The sequence below is a fragment of the uncultured Fibrella sp. genome, assembly GCF_964250085.1.
GTDB lineage: Bacteria > Bacteroidota > Bacteroidia > Cytophagales > Spirosomataceae > Fibrella.
Window position 1 is genome coordinate 706762 of the sequence record NZ_CAXUEC010000002.1, and the last position, 14963, is coordinate 721724.

Genomic DNA, 14963 nt, shown 5'->3' on the forward strand with positions numbered 1-14963 from the left:
TTTTCACTAGGCACTGCCCGGCGAAATCATTTAACAGTAACCTTCACCCGTGCCCCTTCCCGAATCTTCTGCGTACCCTCTGTTACAATGAGTTCGCCTTCATTGAGGCCAGCCTTAACGATCACTTTATCATTGATGCGGGCACCGAGCGTCAGTTTTTTCTGAGTTACCTTACTGCTGTCGCCCACCACAAACACGAAGTATTCACTCATCTGCTCGGTCACGGCCTGATACGGAATCAGCAGTTGCGGCTGATTGGTGCTGTTTCTTACCCGAACATTGCCGTTAATACCCACTTTGAGTTGCTTTCCGGGATTGGGGAAGGAAATACGGACCCGCAACGTACCTGTCTGCGGGTCAACGGCCCGGTCGATGATTTGCAAGGTGCCGGGATATTTATACACTGTACCGTCGGTCAAGACAAACATCAGGGTTGAGTCGCGCACTGTATTTGGCTGTTTTTGCAGAGCCAAAAACCGCGAAATCGTAGCCTCGTCGGCCTGAATGTCGGCGGCAATCGGGTTATCGGCCGAAACAGTGTTCAGTGGTGTTGACCCCGGCGCAACTGATGCGCCGAGACGTACCTGTGAAATGCCGATGGTTCCGTCCAGCGGCGAGTAGATCGTCGTGTATTTCAGGCTCGTCGCTACCTGCCGAATATTGGCCTCTGCCGCCGCCACCTGCATCTGAGCGGCTTCGAGTGTGGCCGTGGCATTGTCTACCACCTGCCGGGCAATAGCGTCTTGCTGGGCCAGCGTGTTGTACCGGTTAGCGTCTTTCTGCGCCCGGTTCAGGTTGGCTTTCTGTACATTCAGATTCGCCACTGCCTGGTCGTAACCGGCCCGGTATTGTTGCGGGTCGATGCTGTACAGTTTCTGGCCTTTGCGAACAACCTGCCCGTCCCGGAAAAAGATGCCGGTGATGTTGCCCGCCACCTGCGGTTGAATCTCCACTTCGAGCAGGGCTGTTATTGTAGCAGGAAATTCGTCATAATACGTGGCGTTTCCTTTGGTGGCCTTGATGGCCGTAACAGCCGTTGGCGGTGGGGGTGCCTGCGCTTTATCGTCTTTTTTGCCGCCACAGGCAGCAAGCAGACACACGGTTCCGATTAAGGCAATGGTGTTTATACTCGTTCTCATCTTGATGGATTTGCTTGGCTCTCGGCCTTTACTTCACTATCGACAGCGTCGGACGATACCGTCCCTGTACCTTAAAATGTAATCAAACCCAACGCTCGTTGCACGTCTAGCTTGCTGATGATAACAGCATACAACGCATTGAACACATTCAGGCGTGCGGTTTGCAGATCGGCTTCGGCGATGGTCACGTCCAGGTACGTTCGAATCCCGGAGCGGTATTGCAGGTCAATGATCCGGTAAACGTCCTGCGCCAGCGCCTGATTTTCGCGCAGTGCTTCATAGTTGGCCAGGTTCCCTTTATACGTAGCCAGCGCCTGGGCATATTCAGCGTCCACAGCACTGGTCAGCGCCGACAAATCCCATTGCAATCGCCTGACCTGCAACTCAGCTATCCGGGTTTGCTGGATTCGTCGCCCACCCTGAAAAATGGGAAAGATCACCGACAGGCCGATGAGTGAGTTAGGAAAACTCTGGTTGTACAACTGGGGAAAAACGTTGTTCTGATACAGCAGGTTATAGTTGGCATTGGCATTAACCGAAGGCAGGTACGACCACCTGTTATAGCGTACATTAGCCTCCAGCAATTGGCCCTGCGTTTGCAGCAGTTGGTATTCGATGCGCGATTTCGGATTGACCAGCAACGTGGTGTCCATTGTAACCTCGTTGGCTAGTTGCAGCGTGTCGTAGGTCAGTGTAAGCTTGGCGGTTGGCGGGTAACCCATTAACTGTTTGAGCGCCTGCGATTTTGAGCCAACCAGTTCCTGATACTGCTTCCGTTGCGCCAGTGAGTTGTTCAGCGCAATTTTGGCCCGTTGTGGATCAGTTTTATCAACAAGGCCACTCTGGTATTGATTGGTGGCATCCTGAAGGCTTCGTTGCAGCCGTGTAATATCTTCGTTCAGAATTTCGATCTGCCGTTGGGTCAGAATCACGTCATAAAACGCCTTGCTCACATTGACCACCACGTCGATTTTGTCATTGACCGTCGTTTGCGCCGCCTGCAATCGGTACGCATCGGCCGTTCGGCTGGCCAACAATAAATCTCGATTAAAAATACTTTGCGAGAGCGAAAACGAAACCGTCGACGTGTTTTGCGCGCCCAAAGCTACCGGCCGTCGTTCGCCTGTAGTGGCATCTGGAATCAGGGTAACTGGCAGTTTTAAGTAATGAAGCAAGTTGTAGCTGCTATTCAACTGCGGGTACCAGGCCGCCAACGAACTGCGAACTGTGCGGTCGGCCACTTCCTGATCGATCAACCGCTGCCGAACCAGCGGATTGTTCGTCAGCGCATACTGAACACAATCAGTCAGATACGCCTGCCGCCCCTCCAGATCGGGTTGATTCTGACCAAAAGCCTGACCAAACAAAAAGACAAAAAATCCTAAGTAAAATACAAAGTAATTGATTTTCATAACGTTATGAGAGGCAATCACACCCTATTTGATAGATAGTCAACAGAGTGTACTACCAAAAAAACTCCCTCGATTCAATTTTGTTCAGTACTTAATTCGACCTATAAAACATGAATCAGACCACTTGTTTAGTGATCGAGCCCGTCTTACCTGAACAGGCTGGCGACCTGTCTGACCTCTGTTTGCGCATTTATCCGCAGTATTTCACGTACCTCTGGGACGACGGAGGTAGCTGGTATGTAGACCATTCCTACAACAGTATCAAACTGGAAACGGAACTCAACGACCCGAATGTGCGCTATTTCTGGGCCGTCTGGAGCGGTCAGCGCGTTGGTTATCTGAAACTTAACCTGACAAAACCACTGCCTGGCACACAGGCTCCCGGGGGCCTTGAGCTGGAACGGATTTACTTCTTACGCGAAGCGGCCGGAAAAGGGCTGGGTACGTTGCTGATTCAGCATGCCGAGGCCATTGCGCGCCAGCAGGGCAACGATTACATCTGGTTGCATGTCATGGACAGCAGCCTTGACTCGCTCGCTTTTTACGAAAAACGGGGTTTTAAACAGGTCGGCGAAACGATACTGCCATTTCCTCAGATGAAACCGGAGTATCGCCGGATGTGGCAAATGAAGAAATGCCTGTGCTGACAATCAGGTAACGTACCCGGCTCTTATAACGCCACTGGCTATAATGATCCTGCAACTTCCAAACAGCCGGTGAAGGTCGGTAGTTAGGCCATAATACCATAAAACCTATGGATCAGTATGAGTAAAATGAATAAGAACAGTTCCGCTACGCTTCCTCCTGCTTATAATCAGGTAGAGAAGCACCCGGTTTTTCCAGTTGTATCACATGATGAATCGGCCCGGTACAATTTCCTGTCGAGTTTAAACAAGTATATTACTACGGTTGTGCAGCCGGGCAATCGGGTTGTATTTGAACGGCGCGTGAAACCTGCCTTCATGGCACAAATCGGGCGCGACTTTGAGGCCCACGACGAAGTACAAACGGCTATGCAACACGACGCAAATTTCCAGTTGTGGAGCGCCTTGCATCGGTCGGCTACCGAAATGCATCAACAGGCAGGTCGCTCCCTGGTCCTTCGTCAACTGGATGACCTGGCGACAAAAACAGGAGCATTTGGCAACCAACGGCCCGAATCGCTCCATCTCGATCCAGCCGTTACCATACTAACGTACCTGACGGCGGTTGACAACCACGCTATGCCAGGCGGCTACTATGCAACGTATATACCGGGCGACGTATCGAATGCGGCGAATTTCGATGCCGGCCTTTTTGTAAAGCACGCCGGCACTGAAGGTCGGCTCTCCGATGGTCCCAGCAGAGCGCTGGTTGCCTGGTTGAAGCGAAACTACCCGGACTTTCAGCCGGAACGCGTGCTGGATTTGGGCTGTGGCACGGGGAACAATACCTTACCCCTTGCAATTGGTTACCCGGATGCTCAGATAACCGGCATCGACGTAAGTGCCGCCATGCTTCGCTACAGCCACGCCCGGTCTGTAGGGTTGAACGTGCTTAACGTCGATTTTTTGCAGGCTAATGCCGAACAGCTTCCCTACGCCGACGCATCGGTTGACTGGGTCCAGACAACGGCTTTCCTGCATGAAACGTCTAAAGCAGCTCTTGAGAACATCATCAAAGAGATATATCGGGTGCTGAAACCCGGCGGGCTGATGCTTCATCTCGAACAGCCTCAATATACGCCCGATGTGCATCTGTTTGAGCAGAGCATGCGCGAATGGAAGGCACAACTAACGAACCTGCCCTTTCGCGCCGTTATGTATGGTATGGGCATGAAGAACTGGATGATAAGTGGTGGCTTTACCGCCGATAAGCTGCTTCAGTTCAGCGCAGGGGCCATTGCTGAAACCGATGATTTCACGCAGCCTGATCAGCAGGAAGATTACACACCAGCTATTGCCTGGAACGCGTTCGGTGCCTGGAAATAACCGGGGAATCGGGCAGATCAATCACGTGTTCACTCGACTTCCCAATCGTCAACTACATTAGTATGATACATAATACGCTGCTTGCCTCCAATAAAGCAAAGGGACAACGCCCTTATTTCTTCGACGACCCGATGGTTGAACGGGTGTTGAACATCACAATGGCCGTGGCGGGCGAACTAGCCGTAGCCCGCGAACGAATCGACACGCTGGAACGCCTCCTGGAAAGTAAGGGTATACTGACCCGGTCAGAGATCGAGGCGTTTGCCCCCACGCCCGAACAGGAAGCCCAACGACAAGGCTGGCATGCTGAGTACATCGCCCGCGTACTGCGGGTTGTTCAGCAGGAACTGGAAGCTATTCAGCAACCAGCCGACACAAATCGGAGCATGACCGACGTAACGGCTGAACTTAGCCGCGAACAAACCAGCATTTAATAAGTATAGTATGTTACAGGTACGTTGCCAGTGCCTATTCACCGGCAATTTCCATTGAATTAGGTGACTTTTGACGGCTCGCTAATTCTAACACCCTGTCAGTAGACTGATCACGGAATGTCACCGAACTCATCCATTACTCACTGGAATCGGTCTGACCGCCGTAAATTTTCAAATACCCGATGAGTGTAGTTTTCGGTTACTGTTGTTTTTGTTAGTTTGGAAAAAATATCACCAGCCACACATATAGCTGTATCCAGCCCATTACCAGCCTATTATGATACTACTTAGGAGCCAAAATCGGCTTAACAATCAGACCGTTGCCTAAAATCTTTCACAGAGTAAACCTTGATTTGAGTTAGTGTAGTTGTATTTTGCCATCGAAACAAAAATAAACTGTACGTATGCACAGACTTATCCGACTTATGGCGGGCGTTGCGTTCCTCTATGCGGGTACTGCGTCCACCTATGCACAGCAAGCCGACACTGTGCGCCGTAACCAGCCCACAGACCGCTATGCACCCCGTGAGCGTATCTTCGACCTAGGAAAGAAAGGTTACACAGACACAGTCCAACGGGCGAGCTTCAAAAGCCAGTACCCAACCCTGACCGAATTGCAGGATTGTGATACTACCCTTCAGACCTTTGCGCTTGTACGTCGTATCTCGCCCTGGCGGATCGGTGCTTTCATTGGCCCCGCTTTCGCCTATTGCGGCAGCTTCGACGCCACCTTCGGCCCAAACAAGCGTGATAATTCCCTGTACAACGGTACGGGTATTAACACAACGTTTAATGCCGACTATTTCTTCTCACGGCCCGAGCGCAAACTCAAACTGGGACTTAGTGCTGCCTTGGGTTACCAGAATTTCTACACGCGTGACGATTGGAAGACCGATTTTGTCAACCTTGCCGGTGTTCGTGGGTTCGCCGCAGATCGGGTATCACTACGCAACAAGCCTCAGGAAGATTTCTTCCTTACCATAGGGCCGGTGCTGTCGTGGGAAATTGGTCGTCGTAAGAACCCGATCACTACAGGTACGTTCATCGAAGCGGCTATTCGTGGTGGTTTGTACCGCACGGAGTCTGCTTTCCTGGGCGCAAGCATACCATCAGGTCCAGGAGCGGCTGAGCAGGTCATTCGCATCGTTGAACCGAGCAACAAACTGCTACACCTTGGTGGTAATGCGTCGTTGGGTATCTTCTTCCCATTGCGCAACAACTGGCACTTAGGCTTCCAGGCCCAGGGCTATTACACTAAGCTCAACTACCTGATCATTGACGGTGGAAACACGACACCTCCACAGGCTAATAACCTTTTTGAATTCCAGCGCTTACACGGTGGATTCACAGCGGGTGTTGCTGTTCGCAAAGGGTTCATCCAGAAACGTCTGATCCCGAAAGCGCCAACCTTCTGCCCAACCTGCGATTCTGTACCAGCCTTGGCCGTTCGATTCCGCAATACGCCACTCAATGGCCTGACGTTGGCTGCTGACAGCATTCCAGACAATGTATCGGCTCCAACGATTAGCTGGCGCAGCACGACTATCAACCCGAAGAACGAAACCTTCACGGCCCGTCTATACTATCGTCCTGACGTAGCGAACGGCGCTGCTGCCGGTGATCAGGTGATCGCGCAGGTGGTTGATACAAAAGATACTACGCTGGCCTTCCCATCCCAGTACCTGCAAAACGGCAAACCAACCCGTGGTTTCTACTACGTTACGGTGCATAACCATCAAACGGCTGCCTGTGGCGAGTGTATGAGCGAAGTAGCCACAACCAGCTTCGCTGTGTTGAGCGGCCCAACCGTACCGCTGGCGGCTGTGGGTGGTCCTTGCGAATTCCGTCACCGGTTAGAGCGTCTGGAAGTATATTACCGCAACCCGTATACACGTGAAGTAGCTAATGTCTGCTACTGTAACGGTCAGATTACGTCGGTAGGTGATACCACAACCCGTCTGCGTTACCGTACGCTGAACCGCAAACTGGCTTCTCAGCCATTCGAATTCGATTCAACTGCCTTGATCCTCGACATCCGCGAACTGCCAGGCGACTTGGCCCGTACGCTGCAACAGGAGAAATCGCAGATCGAAAGCGGCAAAGCAATTCGCTACAAAAACCGTCGGGTACGTCCGCAAGTACAGTACTTCCGCGCTGTGTTTAGCGTAACGCAACTCCCATGCAACGGTCAGCCAGAGCGGGTTGTTGGTCAGTTCAACACGATCATCAGCGACAATACATACTCGATCACTGACCTGAAGCCACTGAACGCTCAGCAGTACGAAAAACTCATCACGCCGCCCGCCCCAACGCCAAAGCGTCGTCGGTAGAGTAATTCACCGAGTAGATTAAACGCAGAAAGCCGGATCGTCTGATCCGGCTTTCTGCGTTTATAACTGGCCATGAAACTTGTTGCTTACGCTCACCTAAGCCGTTCAGCGGAGCAGTAGCTTCCTTCAGAGAATTAGAGCTGAACTACTGGTAAGCGCAGTCAGTGGCGTCACATGACCGTAAATGAGGCGATAGCTGCGTACTGTTTGTACCGTTCCGTTTTGCTCGCCCGCTCTTTGGCAAATACGTACAGTGTTTGCGTACCCCTGCCCGGCAATTTTACCTGAAGCTGGTAGGTGTCTCCGTTCCGTGTAACCGTGTGTTGCACCTTTGAATGCGACGTTCCCCCCCTGGGGCCAGCCGCACACCAGAACTCGACGTTTCCTTCATTCGTAAGGTTTACGGTTACACCATCAGTTGCCCGCAACACGCCCTGTTTCGGAAAGTAAGGATCGAAACCCAGATTAAAGTAAGCGTCGTAGTATTTTGGAAACCGGTCGAAATCAGATTTGCTCACCGCCCGCGATAATAATTGCCACCGTGAGTCGACCGGAAGATGCTGAGACACAAATGCCAGTGGGTCTGTCAGGAAATAAAAATCGTTAGGCACTCCATTCTGCGCCGTAGTGCTCGCCCACGTAACGTCTACCAGATACCACTCACCGTCTAGTTTAACGGCATTCCACTCATGGTCGATGCCTCCGGTTGAAAAGCCTGCCTGTGCATCGGTGTAGCGGGCAAACCCTTTCACGGTAGTTACCTCTACCCCAGCCTGACTTAGCAACTGCTTGTATAGCAGCGCAAAACCAGAACAAACGGCCCGTCTGGTTTGTAGTATTCGTCCTGCATACTGGGTTTCAGACGAGTAGCTACCACCCGTATATACGGCGCCATCGTATCGAACGTGCGTGACAATCCAGGCGTAAACCGAACGGGCTTTAGCCAGATCAGACCGGGCGGGCGCCGTCAGGTACTCGCTTAGCGACTTAAGGCTTTTCGCATAAGCGTCCGGTGCCCGTCTGGCGTAGTTATCGATCACCTCATAATCTTGAGGAGCAACGTGGGTCGGGTTAGCCCAGCCGGGTACTGGGCTGGGAGTCAATGCTGTAGAGCCCGCTAACAGAAAAGCGGCTACAATGGCGGGGAGGGTGTATTTTCGCATACCACAAGTCAATCACACAACTAGTAACACGGATGCGCTTTCTTTTATTGTTTCCCCTGCTGAGTCAATTATTTATGATTCCTGATGCTACCGCCCAACCCAGCTTTACCTACGGCGAACAGTCGCCCATGCACACGATCTCGGTCCGCCTGCGGCCGGGCCAGGATTTGAAAGATGAATTGGACAAGCTTGTTCGTGACCAGCGAATTGATGCCGGTCTGGTGCTTACCTGTGTAGGCAGCCTTACCGATGCCTCAATCCGGCTGGCCAACCAGGAGAAAGCAGCAACGTACCTGGGACACTTCGAAATCGTGTCGCTCGTAGGTACGTTGTCAACCAATGGCAGTCATGTTCATCTGTCTGTTTCCGACTCTACCGGCCGAACCATCGGTGGGCATCTGATGACCGGTAATAAGATATACACGACTGTTGAACTGGTTATTGGCGTACTGCCCGCCGTGACGTACACCCGCGAACCCGACCCAACCTTTGGCTACCGCGAACTGGTTATCCGTCGCAAAAAGCGAAAGTGAACGTACCTGAATTAACGCCTAATTGGCCAGATCGGCCGTCAGTTCATCGGCTAGCCGGTAGCCTGCCAGCGCTATCTGCCGCTGGGCAATAGGCTTCACCGTAGCTACATAATCAGGGGGTAGCACCGCTCCTTCCTGATCGGTTCCGGGCGTGAGGGTATTGCTCCGGTAGGCGTTGTCCTGAGCCAGTTGGAAGCTTTCTTTCGACCAGCTACCAATGTCTGTCTTGCCCAGTTGTGGCAACTGCTCCCGACCAACGGCCTGCCGCGCCTGAATAGCCAGCTTATTGGCCGATTGAAAATCATCGGCTCCCAGCAGCATACCGTCCCAGAATGAATGCAGGTTGATGGTCTGACTACTCATCTGCACCTTGATCTTGAAGAGGTTACCACCCCGATCGCCAGTTGGGAACTGGTTGTCGATCAGCGCCGTAGCATGCAATGGCTGATGTACGTCGCCAGTCAGGTGGAAGAGCCAGCAGAGGGCAATGGCTTTAGCGCTGTCGGGGGCGTTGCTCCGCAGAATCTGCCGGTTTTGGTCGAAGGCCTGCAGTATATTTTCTCCAGTGGCCAGGGTTGTATCCGTACGGGCCATTCCCTGCTGGGGAGCGTACACATAATTGATGTAATGCCAGGTTGGGTGATCGTAAGCGTTGCCGCGAATATCGTCTGGCCAACGGGCCGCCAGCATGAAGAGATACTGATTACGATCATCTTCCGACAAAGCCGGATCGTTGATTTTGTCAGCCCATCGCTGTTTAAATTCAGGATGCCGCCGCAGGATGGCTACAATCCGTGCAACGGCCTGGGGCGCGGTGCGTTGCATTTCGCGGTAGGCAATAGCCCCCGTTGCCATGTGCGTGGCCCGATTCCAGCTGTATGCGGGCGTCAGCGTGATTATTGCGACCAACAGGCAGGCAACAACGAAGGAAAAACCAAAGCGGCTCATAAATTAGTGCGTTGAGAGGTGCAAGGTAAACGGCGTAACGTACCTGTGCAATCCAAAGCTAGCGTAACAGGTTCCTAAAACGATTAAGCTTTTATTAACAGTTTATACCGTAACGCGGCCTTTAGTCGGGGACGCCCAGTCCGCATGTGTACTACCAAAAATGCAGACTGGGCGTCCCCGACTAAAGGCCGCGTTACATGACTCTACCCTTACCATGACTAGCCGCCTCGTTGCACTGACCGTGCTGGTAATAGGTCTCTCTTCGTTAACCCAGCGACCTACTTCACCAGATTCCGTGATTCGGATAAACCTACTCGGATACCGGCCAGGCAGTCCGAAAATAGCCGTTTGGGGAAGCCTGACAGACGTTTCTATCACTCGGTTTCAACTGATCGATGCCCAGACGGAGAAACCTGTGCAAGAGCTACCGGCGGGACAGGCATTCGGAAACTACGGGCCTTTTAAGCAAACCTATCGGTTAAATTTCTCAGTAGTTCACAGGCCGGGTCGCTATTACCTGCGGGCTGATGACGGTGCCCAGTCGCCCGTTTTCCGTGTCGATGAAGACGTATATAAGGGTGCGGCCGACTTTTGTTTACGCTATATGCGCCAGCAACGAAGCGGTTATAATCCCTTTCTGAAAGACTCCTGCCACACGCACGACGGCTACACGATGTACGGCCCCATGCCCGACAGTACGCACCTGGATGTATCGGGGGGCTGGCACGACGCGTCTGATTACCTGCAATACGTAACTACATCGGCCAATGCTGCCTATCATCTGCTGGCCGCCTTCCGCGACTTCCCAACCGCATTTACCGATACCCACCTGGCTACTGGTCTGGACGGTGCCAATGGCCGCCCCGATGTGCTGGACGAAGCGCGTTGGGGCCTCGACTGGCTTCTTAAAATGCACCCCACTGACACCTGGCTCTTCAACCAGCTTGGCGACGACCGCGACCATTCGTCAATGCGTATTCCCAGGCTGGATAGTATGTACGGCAAGGGGGCCGAGCGGCCGGTTTATTTCGCAACGGGTCAGCCCCAGGGACTATTCAAGTATAAAAATCGGGCAACGGGCGTGGCTTCTACAGCAGGGAAAGTCAGTAGTGCGCTGGCACTGGGGTATCAGTTACTTCGTAAAGATGATCCTGTTTACGCCGATAAATTATGGCTTCGATCAAAGTCGGCGTATCGGTTGGGCCTACAGAGGCCGGGCAACTGCCAGACTGCCCCTGGCCGGGCTCCTTATTTCTACGAAGAAGACAACTACGCCGATGATATGGAACTGGCTACTGTTGAACAGCTTAACGCAGTAGGAGCCACTGGCTCTCAAGCTACCAACTGGCAAAAGGCGGCCCTGTACTATGCCTATCAGGAGCCGGTCACTCCCTGGATGGTTAATGATACGGCACGCCATTACCAGTGGTATCCGTTCGTCAATATTGGTCATGCCGAACTGGCCAAACACGTAACTGCCGGTAATCGAAAAAATATAACATCGTTTTATAAGCTGGGCATCGAAACTGTCTGGAAGCGGGCGCGTCAGAATGCCTTTTATCGGGGCGTTCCCTTTACCTGGTGCAGCAACAATCTCACCACTTCGTTCGCTACCCAATGCCTGTGGTATCGCCAACTAACGGGGGATCAGCAGTTTGCCGCCTTTGAACAGGCCAATTTCGACTGGTTATTTGGCTGTAATCCGTGGGGAACCAGCTTTGTGTATGGTCTTCCTGCCAACGCCGATACGCCCGCCGACCCGCACTCGGCCTTTACGCATCTTAAAAACTACCCCATTGATGGCGGCCTGGTGGATGGCCCCGTTCGGGGGAGCATCTACAAAAACCTGATTGGCATCACCTTACACGAGCCCGACGAGTACGCTTCGTTCCAAAGCAACGTGGCTGTCTACCATGACGACTATGGTGACTATAGCACCAACGAACCAACTATGGATGGAACAGCTTCGCTCGTTTATCTATTGGCTGCCAAACACGCAGAAGCCGCTAGGCAAACCAGTAAAGCAACCGGAAAACCTCGACAACCTGCGTTAAGGAAAATAGCAAACCCTCTTCCGGCCTCAAAGTCGATGTACTTCAAAGGTGCTAAAATCAGGGGTGATACCACTGCCCGCCGCCTCGCGCTGGTGTTTACCGGCGATGAGTTTGCCGACGGCGGACCGATCATTATCCAGACACTACAGAAGCATCGTGTCCGGGCGTCGTTTTTCCTGACCGGGCGTTTTCTAAGAAACCCCGCCTTTGCCTCTCTGATCAGGCAACTACAGCAGGAAGGCCATTATCTGGGCCCTCACTCCGATCAGCATCTCCTCTACTGCGACTGGAAAAAGCGGGATAGCTTACTGGTTAGCCGACCACAGTTTACGAATGACCTTCGCGCCAATTACGCAGCCCTGACGCCCTTTGAACGTACCCAGCCGGGTATGCGCTATTTTCTGCCACCCTATGAATGGTACAACGACAGCATTGCGGCATGGACGCAAGGCGAAGGTGTGCAGCTAATCAATTACACGCCAGGTACGTTAAGCAACGCCGACTACACCACCCCGACCGACCTGAACTATCGCAGCAGCGACGCCATTCTATCGTCCATCTACACGTATGAACAGAATAAGAAGAGTGGTTTAAATGGCTTTATCCTGCTTATGCACGTTGGAACCGCGCCCAGCCGCACCGATAAATTATACAACCGCTTAGATGATTTGCTAATAAACCTCCGCCAGAAAGCCTATCAGTTTGTTCGGATCGACGAGTTATAGACGAGTTCGCTCCAGCTATACCCTGACCATATCAGGCTGATTCACTACCAACAGTTGAAACACATCGGGGCGCGCGTAATGTCCTACGCAATCAAAATCAAGTTTACTTTTAATCAGCTCCGCAAAATCCAGCTCGGCCGTAAGTAACCCCTCCTGATCCCAGAGTGGTCCGGCCAGTATTTCGCCCATCGGCGATACAATCACACTTCCACCCCGGCTCATAACAGCAGGTTCGTCTGCCAGTTCATTCTGATACCGTTCGGGGTAATCGGCCTTCGTAACATACTGATTGCCAGCCAGAACGAAACACCGCCCCTCCAGGGCAATATGCTGTACGGTAGACTGCCAGGCCGGACGAGCGTCGGCGGTGGGGGCCAGATATATCTCGATTCCTTTCTGATACATGGCTGTTCTGGCCAGCGGCATGTAATTCTCCCAGCAGATCAGCCCGCCTATCTTTCCTAGTTCAGTATCAAAGCTAACCAATGAGTCGCCGTCGCTTTGGCCCCAGATAAACCGTTCAAGGCCCGTGGGTTTCAGTTTACGATGTTTACCCAGTAATTGGCCATCTTTACCGAAATAAAGCAGACTACAGTGAAGCGACCCACCAACGGGTTCGCGTTCCGTAACGCCCAGCGCCACAAAAAGACCGGCTTTGTTGATGGCTTCACTGATGCGATTCATCTCTGGAGAACCAACTTCAATGCTGTTCGTCCAATAGTCGAGCCACATAGCTCGTCCTTTCTCTGAGCGACGACCAACCACCGCATCGAATCGTAGGCCGCGCGGATAACAGGGAATGAATGTTTCGGGAAAAAGTAGTAGTTGACAGCCCGCCTGAGTTCCCTTTTCAATCCAGGAAATAACTAGTTCTACACTCTTTGCCAGATCGAAAAGTGCAGGAGTGGCCTGCACAACGCCTACCTTAACGGTTTTCGGGTGTATCACAACGGTAAAGTTACAGTGGGTCGGGAACGCCCGGTCCGCATTTTTTAGCGGTCAATCACGCACTAAAGCCCGCGTTATACGGTCCTTACTCTTTCGCTTGTTCAGCCTTTTCAGCCGTTGGAATGACGGCTACGTCACGCTCGCGTTCGGTTTGCTCCACATATACGGCATGATCGGCTGGCTCTATCTTAATCCCAAAATTGTTGGCATAGGCTTGTGTAAACTCGGCTCCGAAATACAGAATCGCGGCCGTGTAATAGATCCAGGTCAGCACAACAATCAACGAGCCTGCTGCCCCATATGACGAACTGGTGCCGGTTGTGTCGATGTAGAGGCCAATAACATAACGGCCCAGCATAAACAACAGGGCCGTGAAGATGGCGCCCCAACGTACATCCTTCCAGCCAATTTTTGCGTCGGGCAGGACCTTAAAGATTACGCCAAACAACACCGTCACCACAGCCGTACTGATCAGAAAATTGATGCCACTAATCAGGTAAACGCTTAGACCTGGTAAAAAGCGGCTTAGCCGATCACTCAGTGCCAGAATAAGGCCATTAATCACCAGAGACACCAGGAGCAGAAAGCCCAGGCTGACCACCAGCGACGAAGACAGAAGCCGGTCTTTAATCAATTTGAGCCATCCCTTTTCGGGTTTCGCTTTAACTCGCCAGATCAGATTGATCGAGTCCTGAATTTCGACGAATATACTGGTAGCGCCAATTAACAACGTACCTATGCTGATGAACAGGGCCGAATTGGTTTTGCCCGAAAGCCCCACGTTCTTAATCATATCCTGAATCTGCTTGGCGGCTTCATTACCAACAAGCCCATTAATTTGGCCAAAAATCTGGCCCTGAATGGCCTCTTCTCCCAGAAAAATACTGGCCAGCGACATAATCAGGACCAGTAAGGGTGCCAGCGAAAAGATGGTGTAATAGGCCAGAGCAGCACTTAACTTAAGACCACGATCGTCCATAAAGCTGCTGCCAGCGTCTCGTAGTACAGGCCAGGCATTAGATAAAAAGCCTTTTTTTGTTTTATCCGGTTGAGTTGCCATTAGCTTGGTTCAGTAACTAGTAGGTTGTATATATTAAGAAGATAACTACACTACCGCCCAGTTGTTGTTGATTGACCCCAAGACCAAGGATAAGGCATCTGGTGGCAATGGGTAGTCAGCTTTTCAGCAATCGGCTAGTAAGCCTGTCTGTAGAAACTCACCTGACCTCTGCGAGGCATCGGTTACCCGTTTATCGGCTCCAAAACGATCTTTTGATTATCGTTACTTTGGCAAAACCTTTATGCAT

Annotated in this window: 12 protein-coding genes; 6 read left to right on the top strand and 6 right to left on the bottom strand. The window is 52.1% G+C overall.

All coding sequences use genetic code 11. The features are described from left to right. Positions 1-26: 26 nt before the first annotated feature. Complete coding sequence (locus ACFE8Q_RS08430; protein WP_375444928.1) at positions 27-1139, bottom strand: efflux RND transporter periplasmic adaptor subunit; 1113 nt, start codon at positions 1137-1139, stop codon at positions 27-29. A 71-nt stretch (positions 1140-1210) separates the two neighbouring features. Further along, on the bottom strand, positions 1211-2551 hold the full coding sequence (locus ACFE8Q_RS08435) for a TolC family protein (RefSeq protein WP_375444929.1): 1341 nt from the start codon (positions 2549-2551) through the stop codon (positions 1211-1213). Positions 2552-2661: 110 nt separating this feature from the next. Between ACFE8Q_RS08435 and ACFE8Q_RS08440 the strand changes: the two genes are divergently transcribed. The 4 genes from ACFE8Q_RS08440 to ACFE8Q_RS08455 all read left to right on the top strand — a co-directional run bounded on the left by ACFE8Q_RS08440 (position 2662) and on the right by ACFE8Q_RS08455 (position 7285). Beyond that, positions 2662-3198 (top strand): GNAT family N-acetyltransferase, encoded by a 537-nt coding sequence (locus ACFE8Q_RS08440; RefSeq protein ID WP_375444930.1) that lies wholly within the window; start codon positions 2662-2664, stop codon positions 3196-3198. Positions 3199-3315: 117 nt separating this feature from the next. Next, complete coding sequence (locus ACFE8Q_RS08445) at positions 3316-4521, top strand: class I SAM-dependent methyltransferase (protein WP_375444931.1); 1206 nt, start codon at positions 3316-3318, stop codon at positions 4519-4521. Between the two features lie 62 nt (positions 4522-4583). Next, entirely contained in the window at positions 4584-4955 is a 372-nt protein-coding gene (locus ACFE8Q_RS08450; protein ID WP_375444932.1) for a hypothetical protein, read from the top strand. Between the two features lie 404 nt (positions 4956-5359). Next, positions 5360-7285 carry a hypothetical protein gene (locus tag ACFE8Q_RS08455; protein ID WP_375444933.1) on the top strand — a complete coding sequence of 642 codons (1926 nt, stop codon included), beginning with the start codon at positions 5360-5362 and terminating at the stop codon, positions 7283-7285. Positions 7286-7455: 170 nt separating this feature from the next. On the opposite strand, the gene ACFE8Q_RS08460 is transcribed toward ACFE8Q_RS08455, so the two are convergent. Next, on the bottom strand, positions 7456-8448 hold the full coding sequence (locus ACFE8Q_RS08460) for a transglutaminase domain-containing protein (RefSeq protein ID WP_375444934.1): 993 nt from the start codon (positions 8446-8448) through the stop codon (positions 7456-7458). A gap of 32 nt (positions 8449-8480) precedes the next feature. On the opposite strand from ACFE8Q_RS08460, the gene ACFE8Q_RS08465 reads away from it, so the two are divergent. Continuing rightward, on the top strand, positions 8481-8981 hold the full coding sequence (locus tag ACFE8Q_RS08465) for a PPC domain-containing DNA-binding protein (RefSeq protein WP_375444935.1): 501 nt from the start codon (positions 8481-8483) through the stop codon (positions 8979-8981). Positions 8982-8999: 18 nt separating this feature from the next. On the opposite strand, the gene ACFE8Q_RS08470 is transcribed toward ACFE8Q_RS08465, so the two are convergent. Next, positions 9000-9929, bottom strand: a complete 930-nt coding sequence (locus ACFE8Q_RS08470) for a S1/P1 nuclease (RefSeq protein ID WP_375444936.1) — start codon at positions 9927-9929, stop codon at positions 9000-9002. Between the two features lie 214 nt (positions 9930-10143). On the opposite strand from ACFE8Q_RS08470, the gene ACFE8Q_RS08475 reads away from it, so the two are divergent. Continuing rightward, positions 10144-12708: a glycoside hydrolase family 9 protein gene (locus ACFE8Q_RS08475; RefSeq protein ID WP_375444937.1), complete on the top strand. Its 2565-nt coding sequence runs from the start codon at positions 10144-10146 to the stop codon at positions 12706-12708. 15 nt (positions 12709-12723) lie between these two features. Here ACFE8Q_RS08475 and ACFE8Q_RS08480 read toward each other — a convergent pair whose 3' ends face one another. Beyond that, positions 12724-13653: a carbon-nitrogen hydrolase family protein gene (locus ACFE8Q_RS08480; protein ID WP_375445154.1), complete on the bottom strand. Its 930-nt coding sequence runs from the start codon at positions 13651-13653 to the stop codon at positions 12724-12726. A gap of 88 nt (positions 13654-13741) precedes the next feature. Then, on the bottom strand, positions 13742-14716 hold the full coding sequence (locus tag ACFE8Q_RS08485) for a YihY/virulence factor BrkB family protein (RefSeq protein ID WP_375444938.1): 975 nt from the start codon (positions 14714-14716) through the stop codon (positions 13742-13744). Positions 14717-14963: the final 247 nt, after the last annotated feature.

What these genes read in the sequence shown, in the direction of transcription:
- ACFE8Q_RS08430 (WP_375444928.1), bottom strand. Translation starts at nt 1,139, where the DNA reads ATGAGAACGAGTATAAACACCATTGCCTTAATCGGAACCGTGTGTCTG.
- ACFE8Q_RS08435 (WP_375444929.1), bottom strand. Translation starts at nt 2,551, where the DNA reads ATGAAAATCAATTACTTTGTATTTTACTTAGGATTTTTTGTCTTTTTG.
- ACFE8Q_RS08440 (WP_375444930.1), top strand. Translation starts at nt 2,662, where the DNA reads ATGAATCAGACCACTTGTTTAGTGATCGAGCCCGTCTTACCTGAACAG.
- ACFE8Q_RS08445 (WP_375444931.1), top strand. Translation starts at nt 3,316, where the DNA reads ATGAGTAAAATGAATAAGAACAGTTCCGCTACGCTTCCTCCTGCTTAT.
- ACFE8Q_RS08450 (WP_375444932.1), top strand. Translation starts at nt 4,584, where the DNA reads ATGATACATAATACGCTGCTTGCCTCCAATAAAGCAAAGGGACAACGC.
- ACFE8Q_RS08455 (WP_375444933.1), top strand. Translation starts at nt 5,360, where the DNA reads ATGCACAGACTTATCCGACTTATGGCGGGCGTTGCGTTCCTCTATGCG.
- ACFE8Q_RS08460 (WP_375444934.1), bottom strand. Translation starts at nt 8,448, where the DNA reads ATGCGAAAATACACCCTCCCCGCCATTGTAGCCGCTTTTCTGTTAGCG.
- ACFE8Q_RS08465 (WP_375444935.1), top strand. Translation starts at nt 8,481, where the DNA reads ATGCGCTTTCTTTTATTGTTTCCCCTGCTGAGTCAATTATTTATGATT.
- ACFE8Q_RS08470 (WP_375444936.1), bottom strand. Translation starts at nt 9,929, where the DNA reads ATGAGCCGCTTTGGTTTTTCCTTCGTTGTTGCCTGCCTGTTGGTCGCA.
- ACFE8Q_RS08475 (WP_375444937.1), top strand. Translation starts at nt 10,144, where the DNA reads ATGACTAGCCGCCTCGTTGCACTGACCGTGCTGGTAATAGGTCTCTCT.
- ACFE8Q_RS08485 (WP_375444938.1), bottom strand. Translation starts at nt 14,716, where the DNA reads ATGGCAACTCAACCGGATAAAACAAAAAAAGGCTTTTTATCTAATGCC.